The organism is Nitrobacter sp. MLSD-S21, assembly GCF_058809865.1.
The window spans coordinates 367,906-388,757 of the sequence record NZ_JBXASZ010000002.1 but is presented as its reverse complement, the minus strand read 5'-3'; the positions used below and the strand labels follow the sequence as shown (position 1 = coordinate 388,757).

Sequence of the window (20,852 nt, the reverse complement as noted above, 5' to 3'; positions counted from 1 at the left end):
GACTCGTGTTTTCTAACTTGTAACCCCTGTAACCCATGTAACCCCTGTTTTTCAGCAGGGTTGAGATGTCATCTGCGAGGTCATCGAAGCTATGCATCGCAGTCGGCCTCCAGGAAGCGCGCTGGCAGGTGATAGAGCCGCAAGCAGCCATGTCCCGGAACACGAACGACCTTCGCCCGATGGCGCGGATTGTCGGTCACCAGCATTCCCTTCTGATCGAGGATCGCCGCCACCCGGCGTGCATCGAGAGCGCGACAGACTTCTTCCTTCCATGCGGTGGTGGTGATGAAGTAGTCCCAGCCGTCGCCGACCTTCTGGCGATAGCCGGCCACGTCGCGCGGCTGAATGCGCTTGTCCTGGTCATCTTCCCAAGCTGGAATGAAGCGGGCCATGCCGTTGGCGAGAAGGAACGAGCGAACCTGATCGATGCCCTCGCGAGCTTCTGCCGGTTCGATCCCGCCGCGAACGGCAAGCCAGTCTTCGAAGCAGCGGCCAGCGGCCAAGGTCGCTTCGCCGCGCTGCCACGGGACGACGCCGCAGCGGACGGCAATCTCGCCACCGGCAGCGACCAACCCGAACCGCTGGGCTACCCGTTCGACCTGCCCATCAGCGCCGGCTGGCACGAACTGCTCGCAGAAGGCACGGACCAGATCCGTGACCTGTTTGCGAAGAACGTCGATGTTGGAGACCACCGCAGCCAGATACTCGCGAGCAGCGACGCCATAGTTCTGCATCGTGGCACCGCGTAGATGACGGGACAGCGCTTCAGCGGAGTCAAAGCCGTGCAGGTTCTCGAACAGCCCCATACCAGCGCCGGCATCGGCCGGAATGTCGACGATGCGCACCTGCTGACCGGCGGCGAGACGACGACCACGGCCATCCTCGGCAACCTTGTCGGCCAAGCTGATTTCACCAGACGAGAGGAACATGACGCGCCACTTGGCGGCACGTCGCGCCGACCCGTCACGGGAGGATCGGCTTTTGCCGGAGCCGTTGCCAAGCATGTAGGCGGCTTCACCTGCATCCTTGGCCGCAAGCTGCGAAAGCTCATCCAGACAGAGCAGCGTATCGGAATGACCCAGCGCCACGCCTTCGAGGCCGTTCGCGGTAGCGCGCCAGGAACGGACGAACCCGGTGACCTCGCCACCACCCCAGACGCTACCGGCCACCAGAAGCGCCGTGCTCTTGCCGGTGGATGAGGCGCCACGGAAATGCAGGCCCCCACCCTCCGCCGAACACGGCCCGATCAACGGGCCTGCAAATGCTGCCGAGAGCGCAACAACCAGTCGGCTGTTGCCGATCGCGTAGCGTGCAACTTGGTCCTGCCAGTCCTGCAACGTGCCCTTCTGGCGGAATGAATGCTCGTGAGCCGTCGCACTTTGCAGGAGCAGCATGTCGCGCTGATCGGCGCCGAAGCAGTCGTCCGGGAGAACGAACGAGTTACCGTGCCAACCAACGCGCTGGGTGGCACGCGCCCGGTTCGGAGAACGTACCTGGAGCAGGAAGGAATTGAACTGCGTGCGCGCCCCCGCACTTGGAGCAATGAACATGCCGCCATCGAGCAAGGCCCGACGAGCCTCCGACCCGTCACCGGCCAGCATGGCGCGCGGCAACGCATAGCGGTGTTCACGGCCATCGTGGTCCTTCCAATGGAGCAACAAGCCCCAGCTGCCGCCTTCACCGTCCCGGGTCTCTGCGAGAATGTCGAAGTGGCCGGCAATCTGTATCGGCGGCTTTTCATCACTATCCGGGTTGAGCCACATCAACCCGCGTTCGGTGAATTTGTAGCCATAGGGCAGAACGGTGGCGCCGGCATCCTCCTCCTTCGTATCCGATCCTGTCTCGTCAGCCGGCGGCGTCCATAGCAGTGTAGCATCGACACGGGCCCGCAAGTCATCCGCCGTGTGTCCGGCCTCGATCCAGTCGGAGACATCGCCTTTCTTCGGAACGTCGTCGAAGTGAACGAGGCGGACGCTGGCTACCACGGAAAATGCAAGAGCCGCCTTCTTGTCGGCATGGTTGCGACCCTCGTCGTCATTGTCAGCGAGGATCACAACATTGCGGCCGGTCAGATACTTCTCACAACCGGCAGGCAAACCGTCACCACAGCCTCCGAAGGTGAAGGCGGGTAAGCCGATCCGCGCGAGCGTCTCTGTATCCTTCTCGCCCTCTAACCAGTGGATGAATTGGTCCTGCTCACCCTCGAACGGATTGCGGCCGGTAAAGTATGGGACAGCGGCATAGCCCTCCGGCTTGCGGTACTGCCAGCCCGTCGCGCCGTCGGTGTCCATCACGCGATAGACGTTCATCGCGTTGCCGTCCTTGCGCATGATCTTAATCCGAACCGGCACGCCACCGACGCGATAGACATGACGCCGCTTCTCGTCGTCCCGGATGCGCGGACCCTCGTCGCCCGCCACCACGAAACGCGGCTTGCCGTCCTGATCCGACGGAGTCCGGGGCGGGAATGTCGGAGCCGCGTTTAGATCGATCGGAGGCGGTGTGGGGTTTGGCTGCTTCGCGGGGTGTGATGTTGACGCCGTACCACCCGTCACGCCGAGCCGGTGTGCAATCGCTCGTGCGGCATCCAGCTTTGATATCCCTTTGAGATAAGCCAGCAGATCGATGGCGTCGCCACCAGCTTCCCCGGTCGCAAAATCCGACCACACTCCGGTGGACAGATTGATCTTGAAGGAGCCGGGACGGGTATCGCAGCGCGTCGGGTTGCGATCGACCCATTCGGAGCCTTCGCGTTTTCCATCCGGTAGCCAGTCATGCACAAGGCTGGCCAAGGCGCTCTGGGCGGCATGGCTAACAGCCGCAAAATCGATCCGGCCGCTATGTTCAAAAGCCTGATTGACCGCGCCCATTATTGCACGCCTCCCTGCGGTTCGACGGTGCAGAGCAGCAGCGCAATGCCCGGATGATGAGATTCAACGAAGGTCTTCCAGGCCGGCTCGAACTTAAGCCGGGTTTCGACAATCAGGATGTCTTGACGAAACACGGCTGCATTGGTCGCGGCTGCGGCATAGGCGGCCGGCAATGGCGCGCATGACACGATGACTGCTCCACTCGCCCGCCTGATGAAGCGAACAAGCGATTTACGATGAAAAGCATTCGGTCCTTTGGCCTCGTGCATGTCATCACCGACGATGACGATGTTCGGACGCTTGCGCGGCGGATTGAACCTCTCTGCACCTTGAGGGACGACGCAAACACCTACGCCGTGATCCCGAGCCGCGCCCATAATGGGCCGAAGATGCTCCGGCCCATGTTCGATGGCGTGTGTGAATCGCTCACGCGGAACTGACACATTGAGGATGCTATTCATGCTGCATCCTCCGAAACGATGGTCACCGGAGTTTCGAGCCGATAGCGGCCGTGGCTGCCTGGGTATGGGCCACTATGGGATTCCCGCTCGGTCGAGATGATGAGACCGGCCCTGCGCAGCTTGAACACATAGTGCGACCAGCGCGGCGCGGGCTGCTCCAGCGTTGTGATGCCAGCAGGCCCGGCATTGACGAGGTGACGCAACGTCCAGGCCTCGCGCCCTTCGAACGTCTGGCGTCGCCCATCAGGCAGACGGATGGTGATTTTGTTGCTCATTGCCGCGCCTCCGTCTCAATGCCGAGACCGGCAAGGCGAGCGATGACGAGAGCGTGAGGGACGGTGATGCCGTAGCGCTGGGCCAGCTTTCGGACAACGGTTGGGGCGGGATTCAGGGTCAACGACGGATGCCAGTCGAATAGCGGCAACCCTGAAAGCGGATGACAAATGTGGGGGTGGAGAGTATGTTTGTGCACGTTAAAGACTCCTGCGAGCCCGGTGCGCACGATTTGATCCGCCAAGATGTGGATCGTGCTGCCGGGTTTTCGTTTGGGGAGGGTCAAGCTGCGTGACGCGCGTGCTCGGAGGTCGAGCGGACCAAAGGTCCGATCTTGCTGCGAGCCCAGGCGTCCAAGCCGTCTTGCGGATAAAGGGGAATGCGGCCGGCCATTCGAAAGGGCGGGCCGTCAGAACTGACGCAAGCCAGTTTTGCTAGTGTGTTCGGCGAACACGGAAAGCCGTAAGTCGCCGTTACATATTGAGCGGCTTCTTTCCGCCGCAGCAAGCGGTCCACGCTGCCGTTTTCTTCGGGATCAATTTCCATCTCGTCCTCGCAATGCGGAGCAATTCCGCGATGCGAGGAACATGGATGATGAAAAATTAGCGGCCTAAATGCGCAAACGCGCGGCTTATTTATTCTTGCGCGTTTGCAGTTTTGGCTGAAATCCGCAGACTATTTCTTGCGCGGGCGCCCAACCTTGGCTGGCTTGCCCTGTTTCTCGCGAGCCAGTTTCCATGCAGCCCGCACAGAATCGCGGTTAGCGCCGAGTTTGACTGCCAATGCATCGGCCTGTCCCTGGGGCGCTGTCGGGTTCTTATTGATCAGTTCGGCGACCGCTGCGATGACGTTTTGTCCTGACGTCCGTCTTTTTGCCGACGCGGGCACGAAAACCTCTGGCCAGACGCTCACGACATCACGTCGGAGTAAAGTTAAGTCGCGGTATTTTTCCTTGGTAGGAGTATGGCGATCTGACAGACAGTCGGTCGCTTGATCCTCACGATGAATAGTCGGTTCCAGCTTGCTCCACTCAAACGGAGCAACCTGAAGAACCTTTCCCGTAGTCGCTTCGACTGCTGTGGCCTTCATTTCATCGTGTGTTAGCGCTTCCCATAGCGATTGTCGGCCAGCGGTGAGCGACATTATCGGCGGGGATTCGGTAGCTTCGTAATACGACATACGATCAAGAGACATGAAGCCCCAAGGCTTCAGAACCCAGCCACTGTAATTGTAGTACGTCCAAGTGAGATGCTCCCCTCGGAAAGCATTCCAACACCGCTGAACCGCAGCTGGCGTCCGCCAGCATATCCACGCAATTGCCATTGCCAGCGACCAGTCCGTGACGGTCATTGGATCGTACATAGCCGGATCGGGGTATGATTCTTGTGGATCGCTCGGCTTTGGTTCAATGATCGGGAGCGTCAAGCCTTTCCGGAGCGCAACACGCTCTATCGTTGCGAGGCTCCATCCACGCTCGATGTACTTGTTCAAAACTCGCCGTTTCAACTCGGCCTTGTCGTCAATCATTCGCCCCTCCGCTCGGAGCATCCGCATAGTGACGACGCGGCAGGCCAGTGCGGTACTGGCTTTTCGGGAGCTACCCTAGCCGCGCCGGTTCTTTGTTCTCTTCGCTTCCGACAGATCGGCAATATTCGCGGGCGACGCTGGCGCTTCGCCCATCGCGGCCGCAATTTCATTCGCAATATAATTTGACGCTTTGCGCAAGGGATCGTTGTCGAGGTGGGCATAGCGCGCGGTGGTAGCTGCCTGAGTATGGCCGAGCAGTTTACCGATGATCGGCAATCCCAGGCCGGCGCCTGCGCCGATTGATGCATGCGTATGGCGTAGATCGTGGATGCGCACGTATTCAAGGCCAGCGCGGCGAGACACGGCTCGCCACGGCTTTTTCAAATCAGAGCGCGGACGCTCGTCCTCATGACCGGCCGACATGCCGGCAATGACGTACGTGCCGACGCGCGGCAGGCCGGAAAGGACCGAAAGGGCAGGGGCGTTCAGGATGATAGTTTTCTTGCCCGTCTTGCTCCTAGGCAGAAGCAGCAGGCCACGCTGGAAATCGATCTGGTCCCACTTGAGATGGAGTATTTCGCGGAGCCGAGCGCCAGTGAGTATCAGGAGCCTGATTGCCGCCGCCGCATGCGGGCCCAGCACGGTGCGGCGGCTTTCTTCTTTCCGCGCATGCTTCGCCGTCGGCTTGGTGTCGTCCACCGCATACGGCAACCCGACGGTTTCTGCTTCCCGGAGAGCTTCACCGAGCCGCGCTAGTTCTTCCCCACTGAGATAGCGTTCTCTGCCCTCCTCATGGAATTTCTCAATTCCCCGACAAGGATTAAATCCGGCCGGCACCAAATGGGCTTTGCCCGCATAGGTGAACAAGCTGCTCATGATCCGCAGTGCGCGGTTGGCCTGGTATGGATGGTCGCCAAGCTTGGAGTGGAGGCGATGAATTTCGGCGCTGGTGACCTTCTCGGCTTTGCGCTTTCCCAGTTCAGGCAGCACTAGCCGTTCCAATAGGTCCCGATATGAGGCTTCCGTGTTTTCGGCCCGCTTGGCCGCTACATGCTTAGTCAGGAATTGCTCGGCGACCTCGGCGAGGGTTGATGCTCGCTTTTCCGCCGCCCGCTGAGCTGCCGGATCGGCTCCATTGGCGACCGCCCCGAGCATTTTCCGAGCCTGAGCACGAGCCTCGTCAGGGGTGAGGGTCCCGACCTTGGCCAAGGTCAGCCGGCGGGTGGGGGCGGTACGGCCTGCTCCAGCCCGATATTTCACGACATAAGACATCGCTCCGGTGTTTTTCTGCACCCGGACGCCGAACCCAGACAGGCTGCCCTTGCCGCCATCCCAGACGAAGTATTCCTGCTCGCGGGCTTTCAACCCATCGACCAATTGCTTCGTGATTTTTGAGTGTGTTTCCAAACCTGCACTCCGCTCTAGGAACCACGGACGGCCAAGGAACCACCGCGTAACCACCGATTGGAAAACTCAGGAAATCTCTGGAAATGATGATAAGCTATAAAACAATGATTTTAAAGAGACTTATCTATCTGAAGAAAAACCTTGCAATCCCCGGAAATGTCAGGCCATCTCATTCGTAATGATGGGGTCAGGTGTTCGAGTCACCTAAGCGGCACCACTTCTTTCATCGTTCGATCCCGCAGATATTGGTGCCGACGGTCGCCGTCGATACAGGCAGATGTCACCTTGACTTGATGGAGCGCCAATGATCCGTTTCGCCGTCATTTTATCGCTTCTTCCCCTGCTCGCTGGCACCGCCGCGGCGTCGGCGCAGACCGCGGCGGAGAAACGCAATTCCGGGTGCGCGCGCGACGTTGCCAAATATTGCCGAGCCAAAATGAATGATGGCGACATGGTCGTTCTCACATGCTTGAAGGAACACCGTGCGAAGGTGAGCAAAAAGTGCGCCGAGACCTTGGCGGAGCACGGCCAGTAACCCAACTGCGGGCTGAGTCTTGTCAACGTGTGTAATCCAGCTACGAGAAACTCTGGCGGATGGCGCATGTTTTGCTTTCCGCGCGCTTATGAACGCACTCGTACGGCATTCCAAACATTGCGGTAGGCGGACCAATGCTTGATAGATTGCGCCATTTCATCATCGACGTCATATCGCCCGAAGCACCGGACCATCGATCATTCGATGAAACCGGTTGCAAGCTTGCGGCGACCGCGCTGTTCATCCATGTCATCTCGCTCGACGGCGAGCCGTCCGACGTGGAAATCCGCAAACTGCACGAGCTGATTGAAACCCGTTTCGGATTAGATCCCGGCACCGCCAACAAGTTGATCACGTCTGCGACGCTGGCGGAAGGCGAGGCGGTCGATCTTTATCAATTCACCAGTGTGCTGATGCGCTCGCTGACTGATGAAGATCGCTTGCGTATCGTCGAAATGATGTGGGAGTTGGTGTATGCGGACGGCCGCGTCAGCGAATTCGAGGAGAATGTCGTGTGGCGCGCCGCTGATCTTCTGGCCATTTCATCGCGCGATCGTATCGAACTCAAGCATCGCGTCGGCAGCAAAAGTTCAGCGCCAGATCCTGCGACCTGATCGGCAAATGTGCGAAGCAGAACTGAGGGTAGCGCGATAGGCTGGCAGGCCCCGTCGTCGCGCCGAACGTTGATCGTGTCATCTTCTAACCATTCAAGAGTGCAGATCGTGACCCATCCGGTGACATTGATAACAGGCGCTTCCTCCGGGATCGGCGCCGAACTGGCACGGGTGTTCTCCGCGCACGGGCACCGGGTGGCCCTGGTCGCCCGGCGTGCCGACCGCCTCCACGCACTTGCGGCTGAAATCGTCGCATCGGGCCGCATCTCTCCGATCGTGATCCCCTGCGATCTCGGGGAGGCCGATGCGGCAGACCGGATCGCTGCGGCGCTCACCGCCGAGAGCGTCGAGGTCATGTATCTCGTGAACAATGCCGGTTATGGATTGTTCGGCCGCGCCGCCGAACTGGATCGCGCCGCTCAGCTTGCGATGATCGACCTCAATATCCGGGCGCTGACGGATCTGACGTTGCGTTTCGCCGCAAGCGTGATCCGGCTGCGCGGCGGTATTCTCAACGTCGGTTCGATTGTAGGATTTCTGCCGGGTCCCGGCATGGCAGTCTATTATGCGTCGAAGGCCTATGTCCTGTCGTTCAGCGAAGCGCTGCGCGGCGAACTAGGTCCCCGCGGCGTCCGTGTCACTGTGATCTGTCCCGGCCCCGTACCATCGGAATTTCAGGCGCGGGCAGGCGTGACGCCCGGTTTCGACTCTGCGATCCTGAATGTTTCCGCCAAGGATGTTGCTCAGGACGGCTACCGCGGCCTCATGGCCAATAAAAGGGCCGTGCTGCCCGGCCTCGGGACCAAGGTGATCCCGTTTCTGCTTCGGTTATTCCCGCGCGACTTCGTCCTGTGGGGGGTGGCCGGCTTCCAAATGCGGAGGCGGCGATCATGACGTCCACCGCCAGCGTCGCCTAAGACCTTCACGCTCTCGAAAAATTCGCGCGGGACGACGACTTTAGCGCCGATCTGTTCGCGGCAACGCTTCTCTTGAAGAACGGTTTTCTTGAAGGAATCGATGGTGGAGCCAGGCGGGATCGAACCGCCGACCTCGTCATTGCGAACGACGCGCTCTCCCAGCTGAGCTATGGCCCCGTCTGCGATCAGCGGCGAATAAACGGGCGCTGCGACCGAAACGCTGTCATTTACAATCCTCGCCAACGGCAAGTCAAGAACGGCCGAAAACAGCGCGAATCGGCTCTTTGAGCGTCATTTGCCCTGCGTTCCCTTGTTTAGCGGGAACCGAAACGATATTTAGCAGGCTCGCGTTCCGAATTCGAAGCGCGTTGCCTTGGTTGTGTAACAAGGCGAATCTTCGAATTCTAGGGGACACGGAAGACCAATACTCCTAGTGTGGCTGCAATTCGGAGGTTCTCTTGACGGACTTTTGGCAAGGTGAAGGAACATCCGCATTGCAGCCACATCAGATACCGGTGGTCAGATCCTGACATTCGCATCCGGTTTCACCGAGCGTTCCTGCGAATGCCAGAATCCAACACCACTGGCAAATAAGTCGCGAACGTCAAATTCACTCCACTGGTCGTATTCACGATCAAACCCGCGAGCCAATCCGCCATGCGAGCCATACTGGATATCGTCCTTATCATCCTCGACCTCTATGTTTGGCTGCTGATTGCCTCGGCGATCCTGTCATGGCTGATTGCATTCAATGTCGTGAATACCCGCAATCAGTTCGTCGGCGCGGTGGCTGAGTTTCTGGAGCGGATCACCGAACCCCTGCTGGCGCCGATCCGTCGGTTGTTGCCGAATCTCGGCGGGCTCGACATTTCTCCGATCATTCTGATTCTGATCATCCTGTTCATGCAGCGAGTCATCACCTATTACATCTATCCTGCGGTGTTCTGACCGGCGGCCTGATGGAGCCGTGGCGGTATTCTTCGCAGGGCCTCAGCATCGCCCTGCGGGTGACGCCGCGCGGCGGCCGCGACGGGATCGACGGCATTGAAATGTTGGCCGACGGCCGGCCGGTGGTGAAGGTTCGCGTCCGCGCCGTTGCCGAAGGCGGCGAGGCCAACCGCGCTGTCATGGCGGTGTTGGCGAAGGCGCTGGGTGTGCGGAAAATCGACGTCCGGATACTTGCGGGAGCGACGTCGCGGCTGAAGCAGGTCGCTGTCGACGGCGACCCCGGTCAACTCGGCAACGCCCTGCGTGAATTGACGGCGGCTCAATCGAAATAGCCCGAACTGAGGATCAGCATGGCGGCCAGTATCATCGATGGAAAAGTCATCGCCGCCGATTTGCGTGCGCAGGTGGCCGGTGAGGTGACGCGGATGAAGCGTGACCACGGGCTGACGCCGGGTCTCGCCGTGGTGCTGGTCGGCAACGATCCGGCGAGCGAAGTCTATGTCCGCAGCAAGCACAAACAGACCCAGGCCGCCGGCATGGCGTCGTTCGAGCACATGCTGCCTGCGGACGTCGTGCAGGCCGATGTGTTGGCGCTGATCGCTGAATTGAACGCGGATGCCGCCGTTCACGGCATTCTGGTGCAATTGCCGCTCCCCAAGGGCCTTGATACCGAGGCGATCATCGCCGCCATCGATCCGGCGAAGGACGTCGATGGGTTGCATCCCTACAATGCCGGGCGCCTCGCAGGCGGTCTGTCAGCCCTGTCGCCATGCACGCCGCTTGGCTGCATCATCCTGACCAAAAGCGTGCATTCCTCGCTCGAAGGTCTGGACGCCATCGTGATCGGCCGTTCCAATCTCGTAGGACGACCGCTGGTGCAGTTGTTACTCAATGAAAACGCCACGGTGACCATCGCGCATTCGCGCTCCCGCAACCTGCCCGAACTCTGTCGCCGCGCCGATCTGGTTTATGCGGCGGTCGGCAAGGCTGAAATGGTGCGCGGCGACTGGCTTAAACCGGGCGCGACCGTGATTGATGTCGGCATCACGCGTGTGCCGACAACCGACGGCAAAACGCGGCTGATAGGCGACGTTGCATTCGACGAGGCGATGCAGGTCGCGGGCGCGGTGACGCCGGTTCCCGGCGGCGTCGGGCAGATGACCGTGGCCTGCCTGCTGGTCAATACGCTGCGCGCGGCCTGCGCGATCAGTGGGCTGCCTGCGCCGACGGTATGAGCGCCAAAAGACCGTCGTTGCCCGACTAGTTCGTTTCTGGGTTAACGGATGCGCGTGCGACGCGAGCGGCGCCGTTTTTCGAAGACTGTGCCGGCTGATGACGCTTGATTACGCCCCTCCGGCCCGCGCGATGCCCTCCAGGATCAGTCTGCGGGCGTCGTCCGCGCTGCCCCAGCGCAGCACCTTGACCCATTTGCCGGGTTCGAGATCCTTGTAGTGCTCGAAGAAGTGCTGGATCTGCTGCAACGTAATATCCGGCAGGTCGCTGTAGTTTTTTATCCTGTCATAACGCTGGGTCAGTTTCGACGTCGGGACGGCGATGATTTTCTCGTCGCCCCCGGCCTCGTCCTCCATCAAGAGCACGCCGACGGGCCGCACGCACATTACGGCGCCCGGCACGATGGCGCGTGTGTTGGCGACGAGGACGTCGCAGGGGTCGCCGTCTTGCGAAAGCGTGTGCGGGATGAAGCCGTAGTTACCGGGATAGCGCATCGCGGTATAGAGAAACCGGTCGACCACCAGCGTGCCGGCATCCTTGTCCATCTCGTACTTGATCGGCTCACCGCCGACGGGCACCTCAATGATGACATTTACCTCATGCGGCGCATTGGGTCCGATCGAGATCGCGTCGATACGCATTGGGGCTCCATGATTGAAGAGCGTCGGTCAACATATGGTCGTCATACGCTGGCTTGACGCGCGTATCTATCTATCTTCGAGAAAAGTCTTCCGAAAAACGATGGATGGCCCGGCACAGGGGATGCCGAACGGCAATGTCCGGCGCTGACCGAGAGCTGAAGAATGGCGATCAGAGATCTGGCTTCTAACTCGTCCAGGCGAACGCCATCTTGTCGAGCGACTTCGGCCCGAACCTCTCGGAGGAGCGGGCGACCATGCGGCCACCGAGCGCGCGATAGAATTCCATCGCCGGCTCGTTGTCGGACAACGCCCAGGTCACCATGCTTTTCAGCCCGCTCTGTATCAAATCGCGCCGCGCCGCGGTGAACAGCCGCCGGCCGAAGCCTAAGCCCTGGAATTCGGGGCGCAGGTAAAGCTCGTAAATTTCGCCTTCGTACTGCAGGCTGCGGGCGCGGTTGCGGCCGTAGTTGGCATAGCCTGCAACCTGCTCGCCGAAAACCAGAACGCTGATACGACTGCCCTTGCGGATCGCGCTGTCCCACCAGTGCGGGCCGCGCCGGTTGATCAGCTTTTCCAGCTCCGCGCCGGGGATGATGCCCTGATAGGCCGAACGCCAGGATTCGTCATGGGTTGCTGCGACCGCGGATGCATCCGCGACCTTGGCCGGCCGGAGTTCGATCAGGATCGTGCTCATGTCCCGATCAAAGCAAGTCGGCGCGCCGTCTTCAAGGTCCATCGTTAATTAAGGGTTAAAATGTGCATTTCGCACATCACGAGTGCGACGTTTTGTATCGAAAAGGGACAGTCATGACGCGGGCGCCGCGATCCTTCGACAGAAATCGGTTGGAGGTATCGTGACGTCTGCAAGGGCAGACCTGTTCAGCTCGACCGGTCCAACAAACGCACGACGGTATCGGAGGAAATAACCGGCACGAGAAAGTTGTTGGTCCGCTCCAACGCACCCGCAAGCTGTCCCGATTTCTTCGTGCCGTTCGTATTGCCGATGACGATAGGGGATCAGCGCTTTGGCAATTCTGCCGCCTTCATCACCTCCCGCGCCGCCCGCTCGCCGCTGTCGCGTGCGCCGTGCGCCGTGGAGAAAAAGTTCGGTGAAGTGGCTTCGCCGGCAAAAAACAGCCGGCCGTCAACGGGCGCGGCCAGCGCGGCGCGGTCGCCGGCATGCCCGGGCAGGGCATGGGAATAGGCACCTTGCGCGAAAGGATCGCTGGCCCAATGCGATTCCGCAAGCGGTTTCAGCTTGCTGCGAAAACCGGAACCGAGCAGCGCCGCGATCTCGTCGATCGCCTGCGCGGCGAATGCGCCATCGCCAGCGTCTTCCAGTTCGCGCGCGAAGCTGCCGCCGAAAAATCCCTCGATGCAGGGCTGGCCGAACGGGCGCAAGTGATACGTTCCCATCTTGGTCCGCATGGTGGCGCCGCTCAGGTTGCCGTCCTTTGGCACCATGCCTTCCGGATCGTCGAGGGTCAGTATGACCTTGTCGTCGACGCCAAGCGGCAGGCCGGCCGCAGCGTCCACTTTTGCGGGCAGCTCGGGATGGAAGCGGATCGATTCGTTCGCGAGCAGGTTGGTCGGTACGGTGATGATTACCTGCGTCGCGGACAGCTCGCCTTTCGATGTTTCGATACGGATACGCCGGCCGGAATGATCAATGCGCCAAACCTGCGTGTTCAGCACCAGCGGGCACGGCTTGGCGTAGGCGGCGATCAGCGCGCCGTAGCCGCGGCGCACCCGCCAGTTTACCCGTGTATCTTCGTAGGTGCTCGTGTCGCGAACCGAGACGCTGTCGAGTTCGCAGCCGTTCACATAGGTCGAGATGGCGTCGATCATCGAATTCCAGCGGTTGCCTTGTTCGAGATAGCGACTGGCGGAGTCATCGGCATCGTTCTTCGCTGCTTGCTGGAGGCGTTCATCGAACGCATCCAGCGCCGCGAGGAAGTCCTCGTGCTCGGCCATCGGAAATCCGGCATCAAGGCCGCGCTTGCGCCATGGGGGTGGTGTCTTGTCGATTTCGAAGCCGAGCTTGCCTGCGACCGGAACGAAGGAGTTCCTGTCGGCCGAATGCAGCCAGCCGCAGCCGAGATCGAAGACAACGCCGGGGGCGGGGACAATGGTGTGGGCGCGTCCACCGACCCTATCGCGGGCTTCGAGCATGACGACGGAGAGGCCGGAGTCTTTCAATGCATCGGCCGCGCCCAGCCCGGCGGCGCCGGCTCCGATAATGGCGACATCGATATTGGAGGGGAGATTTCGCGACATCGCAACACTGATTACTGTTTCGGCAGTTTCGCCTTGAGCGCATAGAGCGCTTCCAGCGCCTCGCGCGGGGACATCTCGTCTGGATGCAGGGATTTCAACGCTTCGATCAATTGAACGGTTTCGCTCGGCGGTGCGGATTCGTCGGCGGCGCGCGCCGGAACCGCAAACAACGGCAGATCGTCCACCAGCGTTCGCACGGTCGATCCGCGATCCTGCGCCTCCAGTTTCGCCAGCACCGATTTGGCGCGCGCGATGACCGACGGCGGTAGCCCGGCGAGCTTGGCCACCTGGATGCCGTAAGACCGGTCGGCGGCGCCGGGCAGTACCTCATGCAGAAACACCACCTCGCCGTGCCATTCCTTGACCCGCACGGTGGCGTTGAACAGCCGCGGCAGCTTTGCCGAGAGCGCGGTGAGTTCGTGATAGTGCGTCGCAAACAGCCCGCGGCACTTGTTGGCCTCATGCAGGTGTTCGATCGTCGCCCATGCGATCGACAGGCCGTCGAATGTCGCGGTGCCGCGACCGATTTCGTCCAGGATAACCAGCGCGCGTTCCGACGCCTGATTGAGGATGATGGCGGTTTCCACCATTTCGACCATGAAAGTCGAACGCCCGCGCGCCAGATCGTCGGCGGCGCCCACGCGCGAGAACAGCCGGTCGATGATGCCGATGCGCGCGCGGCGCGCCGGCACGAAACTGCCGGTCTGCGCCATCAACGCGATCAGCGCGTTCTGGCGCAAGAAGGTGGATTTCCCGGCCATGTTCGGGCCGGTGAGCAGCCAGATCTGCCCCGAAGTCTGGCTTGGGATTGGCGACAGATCACAGGCGTTGGCGATGAACGGATGGCCGGCGCGCTTCAGCGCCTGCTCGACCACCGGATGCCGCCCGCCTTCGACGGCGAAGCTGAGTGAGTTATCAACATCCGGCCGGGTGTAGTTCTCGTCGATCGCGAGCTTTGCGAGCGATGCCGCGACGTCCAACTGCGCAAAGGCGTGCGCAGCGTTGCGTAGCTCCTCGCCATTCTGGATTGCCATCTCGGCAAGCCGGTCGAAAATCTCGAGTTCAAGACCAAGCGCACGGTCGCCGGCATTGGCGATCCTGGCTTCGATTTCACCGAGCTCCGATGTTGTGAAACGCACCTGACCGGCCAGCGTCTGGCGATGGATGAAGGTGGCGTTGAGCGGCGCGCTCATCAATCGGTCGCCGTGCTGCGCGGTCACCTCGACGAAATAGCCGAGTACGTTGTTATGACGGATCTTGAGCGTCTTGACGCCGGTCTCCTCGGCGTAGCGCGCCTGCATCGCAGCGACGACGAGACGTGAATCGTCGCGCAGCTTGCGCGCTTCGTCGAGCGCGCGCTCGTAGCCTTCGCGGACAAACCCACCCTCGCGCTTCATCAGCGGCAGGCTTTCGGACAGCGCATCACCGAGTTCGCGCGCGAGATCGCAGGACGGCCGCCGCAGCGACTGCATCGCCGCGGCGATGTCCGCCGGTGGATCGGAAAACTCCTCAAGCCGCGCGAGCGCCTGGCCCGCCGCCAGCATACCGTCGCGCAGGCCGGCGAGGTCGCGCGGCCCGCCGCGCCCAACCGAGAGTCGCGCCAGCGCCCGCGACATGTCAGGAGCAGTCCGCAGGATGGTGCGGATGTCGTCTCGTGCCGGGCTGTCGGATGTAAATGCGGCGACGGCATCGAGCCGCCGTGTAATCGCGGTCGTGTCGGTTAGCGGGGCCGCCAGCCGTTGTGCCAGGAGGCGCGATCCCGCCGCCGTCATTGTGAGATCAATGGCGTCGAGCAGCGAACCGCGCCGTTCGCCGGCGAGCGTGCGCGTCAGTTCGAGGTTGGCGCGGGTGGCGGGATCGACGGCCATGGTGCTGCCGGACGCCTCGCGTGATGGCGGCGAGAGCGGTGGCCGTTGGCTAATCTGAGTGCGATCGATGTAGGTGACGGCGGCGGCGGCCGCGGTCGCTTCCAGCCGTGACATGGCGCTGAGGCCATCCATGGTGGCGACCGCGAAATAATCGCACAGTCGACGTTCGGCGGTCGCGCTGTCGAACACGTCGCGGGTCAACGGCGTCACCGACGGCAATTCGCGCAGCAGGGCGCGCAAGTCCGGATCGCCATGAAGTGCGTCGGATACGATCACCTCGTTGGGATTGATGCGCGCGAGCGTCGCCCCGAGTTCACCCGCCCCGCATTCGGTGACCATGAACTCGGCGGTCGAGATGTCGATCCAGGCCAGTGCGAAGCGATCGCCCCCGGAGGACGCTTGCGCCCTCGCCAATGCCAGCAGGTAATTGTTGGCCTTGGCGTCGAGCAGCGTGTCTTCGGTCAGCGTTCCCGGCGTGACGAGCCGGACCACGTCGCGGCGAACCACGCTCTTGTTGCCGCGCTTGCGCGCTGCAGACGGATCCTCCGTCTGCTCGCACACTGCGACGCGGTGGCCGGCTGCGATCAGCCGGTGCAGGTAATCGTCGGAGCGTTCGACCGGAACGCCGCACATCGGAATATCCGCGCCCTGATGCTTGCCGCGTTTGGTCAGGGTGATGCCGAGCGCGCGCGAGGCGATTTCGGCATCCTCGAAGAACAGCTCGTAGAAATCGCCCATTCGGTAGAACAGCAAGAGGCCGGGATTGGCCGCTTTTATTTCAAGGTACTGTTCCATCATCGGCGTAACCCGCGTCGCCTCAACAGGGGCGGCCGGGTTCGGTGATGGCGGCATGGTGCGCTGGATCGTCATGGCGGCGAAGCTACAAAGTTTCGCCGCCGGCTCCTACGGCATTGCGGCGGTCGTGCGCCTTTTCCACGCATCGCTTCGCGTTTAATAGCTCTTGGATCAGGGCACGATTGCCCATGCCCCCACAAGCCGCGGGTAGAAAACGCAATATTCGTCGGAAGCGGCCTCCTGCAAAAGCCGCTGGCGTAGCGTATCGATTTCCACGGTTTTCTCGGTCGCTATTCCCAGCTTCACGATCGCCGGCAGCAGGCTGCGCACAGAGTCGACCAGGAAGTCTATCCCCGCCTCGTCGTCAGCGGTCGTTATCCGGGTGAGCCCAGCCATCTGCGGTGTCAAACCTGCGGCACGGAACGTACTGAACAGCGCTACCCCCATATCGAGCTGGCGCCCGCTCCGGCGATAAACCTCACCCACCCAGCCGATACACTGTTGGAAAAATGTCAACGGCGGGTGGACCGCTGCCGTACTCAGATCAAATTCAATAAACGACAAGATCGCGCCCGTCCGCAACCGGTTCCGCAGTCCGCTCAGCGCCTCCGCTGGGTTCGCAAGATGGATAAGGATGAATCGGCCTATGACCGCATCGAACTGAGAACAGTCTTCAAGGCTTTCGAGCGTCCCCGGCGAAAAGCTTGCCCAAGGCTTGCCGTCGGCATCGAGTCGCATCCGCGCAATCGCGAGTGCCTCAGTGGCCGGATCGATTCCCTTTACGGTTCCCTCTTGGGAAACAAGGTCTGCAGCAATCAGGGAAACATCGCCAACGCCGCAACCAATATCAAGAACGTGCATCGCCTTTTTCAAGCCGGCGCGCACGAGAAGATCACGCGTGAGATCGGAGAATAACGCTCCCTGGCGGCGAAGCCTCTCAAGTTCTCGGTCGGAATGGCCCAACACATAATCCGTGCGGATCTTGCCATCCTGATCTTCGACCGCTGCAGTGCTGGCTTCGGAAGGAGGTGCCGAACAACTCACAAATGTCTCCTAAATCTTTAACACCTCTTGCGTCTTATCGTGCCTAAGCTGGGAACAGAGGTAGGGCGATGTTGTCGCGCACGATCAGTACATCGCAAGGGCAAATGGCGTTCCTGGAAAATTCAGGGAGCGGCACGCCTGTTGTTTTTATACATGGAAATTCGACCTGTCGTGACGTATTTCGGCATCAATTCGAAACAACGTGGGCGACGACACAGCACATCATCGCGATCGATCTTCTCGGGCACGGGCAATCGGATGACGCGCTGGAGCCGCAACAAGCTTACACCATTCCCGGTCATGCTGCCACGTTGATCGAGGCTTTACGATCATTGAATATCACGCGCGCGGCGCTTGTTGGCTGGTCGCTGGGTGGGCACATCAGCCTCGAAATGGTCGGGCAGGGATTCGAAGCTTCCGGTGTTATGCTGGTCGGAGCGCCGCCCATCAGGCGCGGTATTCTGGGAATGGTCCGCGGCTTTCGAATCCAGCGCGATCTGCTGCTCGCAACAAAAAGCGTTCTGAATGCGCACGAGATCAGCCGATTCGCGCGTGTCTGCGTCGGGGAGAAGCACGCGGCGCGGTTCCACGACACAATCGCTCGCACGGACGGTCGCGCACGTCAGATCCTGGGCCGTGGGTTGATAGCTGGGCTAGGCGTCGATCAACGCTGGATCGTCGAAAAGCTGTCAACACCGATTGCCGTCGTCAACGGTTCTGAGGAGCCGTTTGCACGCCTCGACTACGTGGCAAGCATCTCCTACAGGTCACTTTGGGACCATTCCTGCCATATCATCGACGGTGTCGGCCACGCGCCCTTTCTCGAAGCGCCCGAGCGGTTCAATCCGCTGCTATTCCGCTTTCTGAGCGACATCAATTTCAGCCGCATCGACAATACAACACAGCAACAAAGCTGTAGCGTTGCTTGAGCGCGGCACGTCAAGCATTCCGAGCGTCTGAACCCGGCAAGTTCCTCAGGCCATTCTTCGTGCATTCGAGAGGTCGGTGAACAGGCCTTTATTAAAAGGCTGGCGCAGGACGATGTGCTTTCAGATGCGTCGCATCGATCGCGCCAGCGCAGACCGTTTTTGATGACGAAGACGATGCCGCTGATCGCCCCGTCGATCGTCACTCCTCGCAGTTCCGCACGGCAGCGGCTCGGCCTGGTCCATTATGCTGCATTGCAATATGAACCAAAATTTGTCGGGTGATGGTGCTGAAGGGGGAGCAGAACCGGCTTAAACGGGTTAGATGAGTGAATCGAATGACCGCGACGAGACCGACATTCCCCGTTCCGGGGCACGACCATGACCGCTGCGCCGCGGAGGCGATCAGCCACGCGGAGCAAATCTGCGCGCGGCGTGCCCAGAAATTCACGCCTATCCGTCGCCAGGTGCTGCAGGCGCTGCTGTCGAGCCATCGGCCGCTCGGCGCCTATGAGGTGATAGAGGAACTGGCAAAGTCGATGCCGCGTCCCGCGCCGATCACGGTCTACCGCGCGCTGGATTTTTTGATAGGAAACGGCCTGGTTCACCGTATCGAAAGCCGTAATGCGTTCCTGGCCTGCGGGCATGACCACGATGAGAGCGCGATGGTGGCGTTTTTGATCTGCGAGCAGTGCGGCTCGGTCGGCGAAATTCCCGCAAGCCGCGTGGCGCAGAGTCTGAGCGATGCAGCCCGCACCACGGGGTTCACGCCGAAGCTGTCCGTGGTTGAAATTACCGGCACCTGCGCCCATTGCCAGAACGCGCCGTAGTTCTTGCGATTGGGCTCTTGCCGGGGCTACGAGGCACGAGGGTTCTTGACGGTGGATACTTCATGACCTTGACAGGAGACACTCGTCGTCAACTCGCGGCAATGAATGAAGTGACCATCCGTACATTTTTCGTAAATTTTTCAGTGGTTTAAATGCTTGCCAGCGAATTGTCGGCTTTTGGGTTCATAAGTTCTTTGTTTTGGTGTGGGACTGGCTATCTCATGCCGGGGATGCGGCTTTCGGGCATCGCATTGTTGTTGGCATGTCGGCCCTGGCTCGAAACAGTCTCTACACTCTCCATTGATCCGTTGCTGGATGTTACGAAAACCTGATATTTGAGCCCCATGAACAAGTTCGAAAGTCCGTCGGATATCGACGTCGCAGGCCCAAGCCCGCGGCACACAACCACGCAAGTGATGGTCGGCAATGTCGCCGTCGGCGGTGGCGCGCCGATCGTGGTGCAATCGATGACCAACACCGACACCGCCGATGTCGAGGGCACGATCGCTCAGGTCGCAGCCTTGTCGCGCGCCGGCTCGGAAATGGTCCGCATCACGGTGGATCGCGACGAGGCCGCCGCCGCCGTGCCGTATATCCGCGACGGCTTGCGCAAGCGCGGCATCACCACGCCGCTGATCGGAGATTTCCACTATATCGGCCACAAGCTGCTGGCCGAACATCCGGCCTGCGCGGAAGCGCTCGACAAGTATCGCATCAATCCGGGCAACGTCGGCTTCAAGAACAAGCGCGACAGCCAGTTCACCGACATCGTCGAAATGGCGATCAAGTACGGCAAGGCGGTGCGGATCGGCGCCAACTGGGGCTCGCTCGATCAGGAGCTGCTTACCAAGCTGATGGAAGAGAACGCCAATTCGGCGGCGCCGCGCGATGCCCGGGCGGTGACGCGCGAGGCGATGGTGCAGTCGGCGCTGTTGTCGGCGAAGCGCGCCGAGGAGATCGGCCTACCGAAGAACAAAATGGTTCTGTCGGCGAAGGTCTCGGCGGTGCAGGATCTGATCGCCGTCTACCAGACGCTGGCGTCGCGTTCGGACTACGCGATCCATCTCGGCCTCACCGAAGCCGGCATGGGCTCGAAAGGCATCGTCGCCTCAAGCGCCGCGCTTGGCATTCTGCTCCAGCAAGGCATCGGCGATACCATCCGCATCTCGCTGACGCCCGAGCCCGGCGGCGACCGCACGCTGGAAGTTCAGGTCGCGCAGGAACTGTTGCAGACCATGGGCTTCCGGACCTTCGTGCCGCTGGTCGCGGCATGTCCCGGCTGCGGGCGCACCACCTCGACCACGTTCCAGGAACTGGCGCGATCGATCCAGGACTTCATCCGCGACGAGATGCCGAACTGGAAGGCGCAGTATCCCGGCGTGGAGCAGCTCAACGTCGCGGTCATGGGCTGCATCGTCAATGGCCCCGGCGAATCGAAGCACGCCGATATCGGCATCTCGTTGCCCGGCACCGGCGAGGCGCCGGCGGCGCCCGTCTTCGTCGACGGCAAGAAGTTCAAGACCTTGCGCGGGCCGGCGATCGCGCAGGACTTCAAGGCGCTGGTGATCGATTACATCGAGCAGCGATATGGTAACGGCGCCAAGGCGCGGGCCGAAGCGGTGAGCGCGGCGGAGTGAGGCCGTCTCCTGAATCGCGTGAGATCAATATGCCGGCTTCTCAGCCGTC

21 protein-coding genes and 1 tRNA gene are annotated in these 20,852 nt (G+C 61.0%); 9 read left to right on the top strand and 13 right to left on the bottom strand.

Annotated elements, in window-relative coordinates:
• Window positions 1-89: 89 nt before the first annotated feature.
• The 7 genes from AC1RT6_RS07605 to AC1RT6_RS07575 form a co-directional block, all read right to left on the bottom strand.
• Window positions 90-2,870: a DUF927 domain-containing protein gene (locus tag AC1RT6_RS07605; protein WP_079445634.1), complete on the bottom strand. Its 2,781-nt coding sequence runs from the start codon at window positions 2,868-2,870 to the stop codon at window positions 90-92.
• The gene (locus AC1RT6_RS07600) at window positions 2,870-3,331 is read right to left on the bottom strand and encodes a hypothetical protein (protein WP_079445635.1); all 462 of its coding nucleotides are present in this window, start codon (window positions 3,329-3,331) and stop codon (window positions 2,870-2,872) included. Before AC1RT6_RS07600 ends, AC1RT6_RS07605 begins: the two co-directional genes overlap by 1 nt.
• A complete protein-coding gene (locus tag AC1RT6_RS07595) occupies window positions 3,328-3,606 on the bottom strand; it encodes a winged helix domain-containing protein (RefSeq protein WP_472791269.1) in 279 nt (92 codons plus the stop codon). The genes AC1RT6_RS07600 and AC1RT6_RS07595 overlap by 4 nt, the downstream gene beginning before the upstream one ends.
• Window positions 3,603-3,803, bottom strand: a complete 201-nt coding sequence (locus AC1RT6_RS07590) for a hypothetical protein (protein ID WP_139372824.1) — start codon at window positions 3,801-3,803, stop codon at window positions 3,603-3,605. The genes AC1RT6_RS07595 and AC1RT6_RS07590 overlap by 4 nt, the downstream gene beginning before the upstream one ends.
• An 83-nt stretch (window positions 3,804-3,886) precedes the next feature.
• Entirely contained in the window at window positions 3,887-4,150 is a 264-nt protein-coding gene (locus AC1RT6_RS07585; RefSeq protein WP_079445637.1) for a hypothetical protein, read from the bottom strand.
• Between the two features lie 129 nt (window positions 4,151-4,279).
• Complete coding sequence (locus AC1RT6_RS07580; RefSeq protein ID WP_493029379.1) at window positions 4,280-5,029, bottom strand: hypothetical protein; 750 nt, start codon at window positions 5,027-5,029, stop codon at window positions 4,280-4,282.
• A gap of 177 nt (window positions 5,030-5,206) precedes the next feature.
• The gene (locus AC1RT6_RS07575) at window positions 5,207-6,538 is read right to left on the bottom strand and encodes a site-specific integrase (RefSeq protein WP_079445639.1); all 1,332 of its coding nucleotides are present in this window, start codon (window positions 6,536-6,538) and stop codon (window positions 5,207-5,209) included.
• A 304-nt stretch (window positions 6,539-6,842) separates the two neighbouring features.
• On the opposite strand from AC1RT6_RS07575, the gene AC1RT6_RS07570 reads away from it, so the two are divergent.
• The 3 genes from AC1RT6_RS07570 to AC1RT6_RS07560 all read left to right on the top strand — a co-directional run bounded on the left by AC1RT6_RS07570 (window position 6,843) and on the right by AC1RT6_RS07560 (window position 8,581).
• A complete protein-coding gene (locus AC1RT6_RS07570; protein WP_079445640.1) occupies window positions 6,843-7,073 on the top strand; it encodes a hypothetical protein in 231 nt (76 codons plus the stop codon).
• A gap of 134 nt (window positions 7,074-7,207) precedes the next feature.
• Window positions 7,208-7,687 (top strand): tellurite resistance TerB family protein, encoded by a 480-nt coding sequence (locus tag AC1RT6_RS07565; RefSeq protein WP_079445641.1) that lies wholly within the window; start codon window positions 7,208-7,210, stop codon window positions 7,685-7,687.
• Window positions 7,688-7,795: 108 nt separating this feature from the next.
• Complete coding sequence (locus AC1RT6_RS07560; protein ID WP_079445680.1) at window positions 7,796-8,581, top strand: SDR family NAD(P)-dependent oxidoreductase; 786 nt, start codon at window positions 7,796-7,798, stop codon at window positions 8,579-8,581.
• Window positions 8,582-8,705: 124 nt separating this feature from the next.
• On the opposite strand, the gene AC1RT6_RS07555 is transcribed toward AC1RT6_RS07560, so the two are convergent.
• Window positions 8,706-8,781, bottom strand: a tRNA-Ala gene (locus AC1RT6_RS07555).
• 480 nt (window positions 8,782-9,261) lie between these two features.
• Between AC1RT6_RS07555 and AC1RT6_RS07550 the strand changes: the two genes are divergently transcribed.
• The 3 genes from AC1RT6_RS07550 to folD are packed head-to-tail and all read left to right on the top strand — an operon-like array spanning window position 9,262 to window position 10,787.
• Window positions 9,262-9,552, top strand: a complete 291-nt coding sequence (locus AC1RT6_RS07550; protein WP_011313809.1) for a YggT family protein — start codon at window positions 9,262-9,264, stop codon at window positions 9,550-9,552.
• An 11-nt stretch (window positions 9,553-9,563) separates the two neighbouring features.
• Window positions 9,564-9,884, top strand: a complete 321-nt coding sequence (locus tag AC1RT6_RS07545) for a DUF167 domain-containing protein (RefSeq protein ID WP_079445642.1) — start codon at window positions 9,564-9,566, stop codon at window positions 9,882-9,884.
• An 18-nt stretch (window positions 9,885-9,902) separates the two neighbouring features.
• On the top strand, window positions 9,903-10,787 hold the full coding sequence (folD, locus tag AC1RT6_RS07540) for a bifunctional methylenetetrahydrofolate dehydrogenase/methenyltetrahydrofolate cyclohydrolase FolD (protein WP_079445643.1): 885 nt from the start codon (window positions 9,903-9,905) through the stop codon (window positions 10,785-10,787).
• A gap of 108 nt (window positions 10,788-10,895) precedes the next feature.
• Here folD and ppa read toward each other — a convergent pair whose 3' ends face one another.
• The 5 genes from ppa to AC1RT6_RS07515 all read right to left on the bottom strand — a co-directional run bounded on the left by ppa (window position 10,896) and on the right by AC1RT6_RS07515 (window position 17,251).
• The gene (ppa, locus tag AC1RT6_RS07535; RefSeq protein ID WP_472791271.1) at window positions 10,896-11,426 is read right to left on the bottom strand and encodes an inorganic diphosphatase; all 531 of its coding nucleotides are present in this window, start codon (window positions 11,424-11,426) and stop codon (window positions 10,896-10,898) included.
• Window positions 11,427-11,610: 184 nt separating this feature from the next.
• On the bottom strand, window positions 11,611-12,120 hold the full coding sequence (locus AC1RT6_RS07530; protein ID WP_079445681.1) for a GNAT family N-acetyltransferase: 510 nt from the start codon (window positions 12,118-12,120) through the stop codon (window positions 11,611-11,613).
• Between the two features lie 323 nt (window positions 12,121-12,443).
• On the bottom strand, window positions 12,444-13,703 hold the full coding sequence (locus tag AC1RT6_RS07525) for a flavin monoamine oxidase family protein (RefSeq protein ID WP_079445645.1): 1,260 nt from the start codon (window positions 13,701-13,703) through the stop codon (window positions 12,444-12,446).
• 11 nt (window positions 13,704-13,714) lie between these two features.
• A complete protein-coding gene (gene mutS / locus AC1RT6_RS07520; protein ID WP_079445646.1) occupies window positions 13,715-16,441 on the bottom strand; it encodes a DNA mismatch repair protein MutS in 2,727 nt (908 codons plus the stop codon).
• A 96-nt stretch (window positions 16,442-16,537) separates the two neighbouring features.
• Complete coding sequence (locus tag AC1RT6_RS07515) at window positions 16,538-17,251, bottom strand: class I SAM-dependent methyltransferase (RefSeq protein WP_472791274.1); 714 nt, start codon at window positions 17,249-17,251, stop codon at window positions 16,538-16,540.
• Between the two features lie 227 nt (window positions 17,252-17,478).
• Here AC1RT6_RS07515 and AC1RT6_RS07510 point away from each other — a divergent pair, with 227 nt between their 5' ends.
• From AC1RT6_RS07510 to ispG, 3 genes are all read left to right on the top strand, one after another.
• Window positions 17,479-18,339, top strand: a complete 861-nt coding sequence (locus tag AC1RT6_RS07510; protein ID WP_079445647.1) for an alpha/beta fold hydrolase — start codon at window positions 17,479-17,481, stop codon at window positions 18,337-18,339.
• Window positions 18,340-18,674: 335 nt separating this feature from the next.
• On the top strand, window positions 18,675-19,166 hold the full coding sequence (locus AC1RT6_RS07505) for a Fur family transcriptional regulator (protein WP_079445648.1): 492 nt from the start codon (window positions 18,675-18,677) through the stop codon (window positions 19,164-19,166).
• A gap of 344 nt (window positions 19,167-19,510) precedes the next feature.
• Window positions 19,511-20,803 carry a flavodoxin-dependent (E)-4-hydroxy-3-methylbut-2-enyl-diphosphate synthase gene (gene ispG, locus AC1RT6_RS07500; RefSeq protein WP_079445649.1) on the top strand — a complete coding sequence of 431 codons (1,293 nt, stop codon included), beginning with the start codon at window positions 19,511-19,513 and terminating at the stop codon, window positions 20,801-20,803.
• Window positions 20,804-20,852 lie beyond the last annotated feature (49 nt).

What these genes read in the sequence shown, in the direction of transcription:
- AC1RT6_RS07605 (WP_079445634.1), bottom strand. Translation starts at nt 2,870, where the DNA reads ATGGGCGCGGTCAATCAGGCTTTTGAACATAGCGGCCGGATCGATTTT.
- AC1RT6_RS07600 (WP_079445635.1), bottom strand. Translation starts at nt 3,331, where the DNA reads ATGAATAGCATCCTCAATGTGTCAGTTCCGCGTGAGCGATTCACACAC.
- AC1RT6_RS07595 (WP_472791269.1), bottom strand. Translation starts at nt 3,606, where the DNA reads ATGAGCAACAAAATCACCATCCGTCTGCCTGATGGGCGACGCCAGACG.
- AC1RT6_RS07585 (WP_079445637.1), bottom strand. Translation starts at nt 4,150, where the DNA reads ATGGAAATTGATCCCGAAGAAAACGGCAGCGTGGACCGCTTGCTGCGG.
- AC1RT6_RS07570 (WP_079445640.1), top strand. Translation starts at nt 6,843, where the DNA reads ATGATCCGTTTCGCCGTCATTTTATCGCTTCTTCCCCTGCTCGCTGGC.
- AC1RT6_RS07565 (WP_079445641.1), top strand. Translation starts at nt 7,208, where the DNA reads ATGCTTGATAGATTGCGCCATTTCATCATCGACGTCATATCGCCCGAA.
- AC1RT6_RS07550 (WP_011313809.1), top strand. Translation starts at nt 9,262, where the DNA reads ATGCGAGCCATACTGGATATCGTCCTTATCATCCTCGACCTCTATGTT.
- AC1RT6_RS07545 (WP_079445642.1), top strand. Translation starts at nt 9,564, where the DNA reads ATGGAGCCGTGGCGGTATTCTTCGCAGGGCCTCAGCATCGCCCTGCGG.
- folD (WP_079445643.1), top strand. Translation starts at nt 9,903, where the DNA reads ATGGCGGCCAGTATCATCGATGGAAAAGTCATCGCCGCCGATTTGCGT.
- ppa (WP_472791271.1), bottom strand. Translation starts at nt 11,426, where the DNA reads ATGCGTATCGACGCGATCTCGATCGGACCCAATGCGCCGCATGAGGTA.
- AC1RT6_RS07530 (WP_079445681.1), bottom strand. Translation starts at nt 12,120, where the DNA reads ATGAGCACGATCCTGATCGAACTCCGGCCGGCCAAGGTCGCGGATGCA.
- AC1RT6_RS07525 (WP_079445645.1), bottom strand. Translation starts at nt 13,703, where the DNA reads ATGTCGCGAAATCTCCCCTCCAATATCGATGTCGCCATTATCGGAGCC.
- mutS (WP_079445646.1), bottom strand. Translation starts at nt 16,441, where the DNA reads ATGACGATCCAGCGCACCATGCCGCCATCACCGAACCCGGCCGCCCCT.
- AC1RT6_RS07510 (WP_079445647.1), top strand. Translation starts at nt 17,479, where the DNA reads ATGTTGTCGCGCACGATCAGTACATCGCAAGGGCAAATGGCGTTCCTG.
- AC1RT6_RS07505 (WP_079445648.1), top strand. Translation starts at nt 18,675, where the DNA reads ATGACCGCGACGAGACCGACATTCCCCGTTCCGGGGCACGACCATGAC.
- ispG (WP_079445649.1), top strand. Translation starts at nt 19,511, where the DNA reads ATGAACAAGTTCGAAAGTCCGTCGGATATCGACGTCGCAGGCCCAAGC.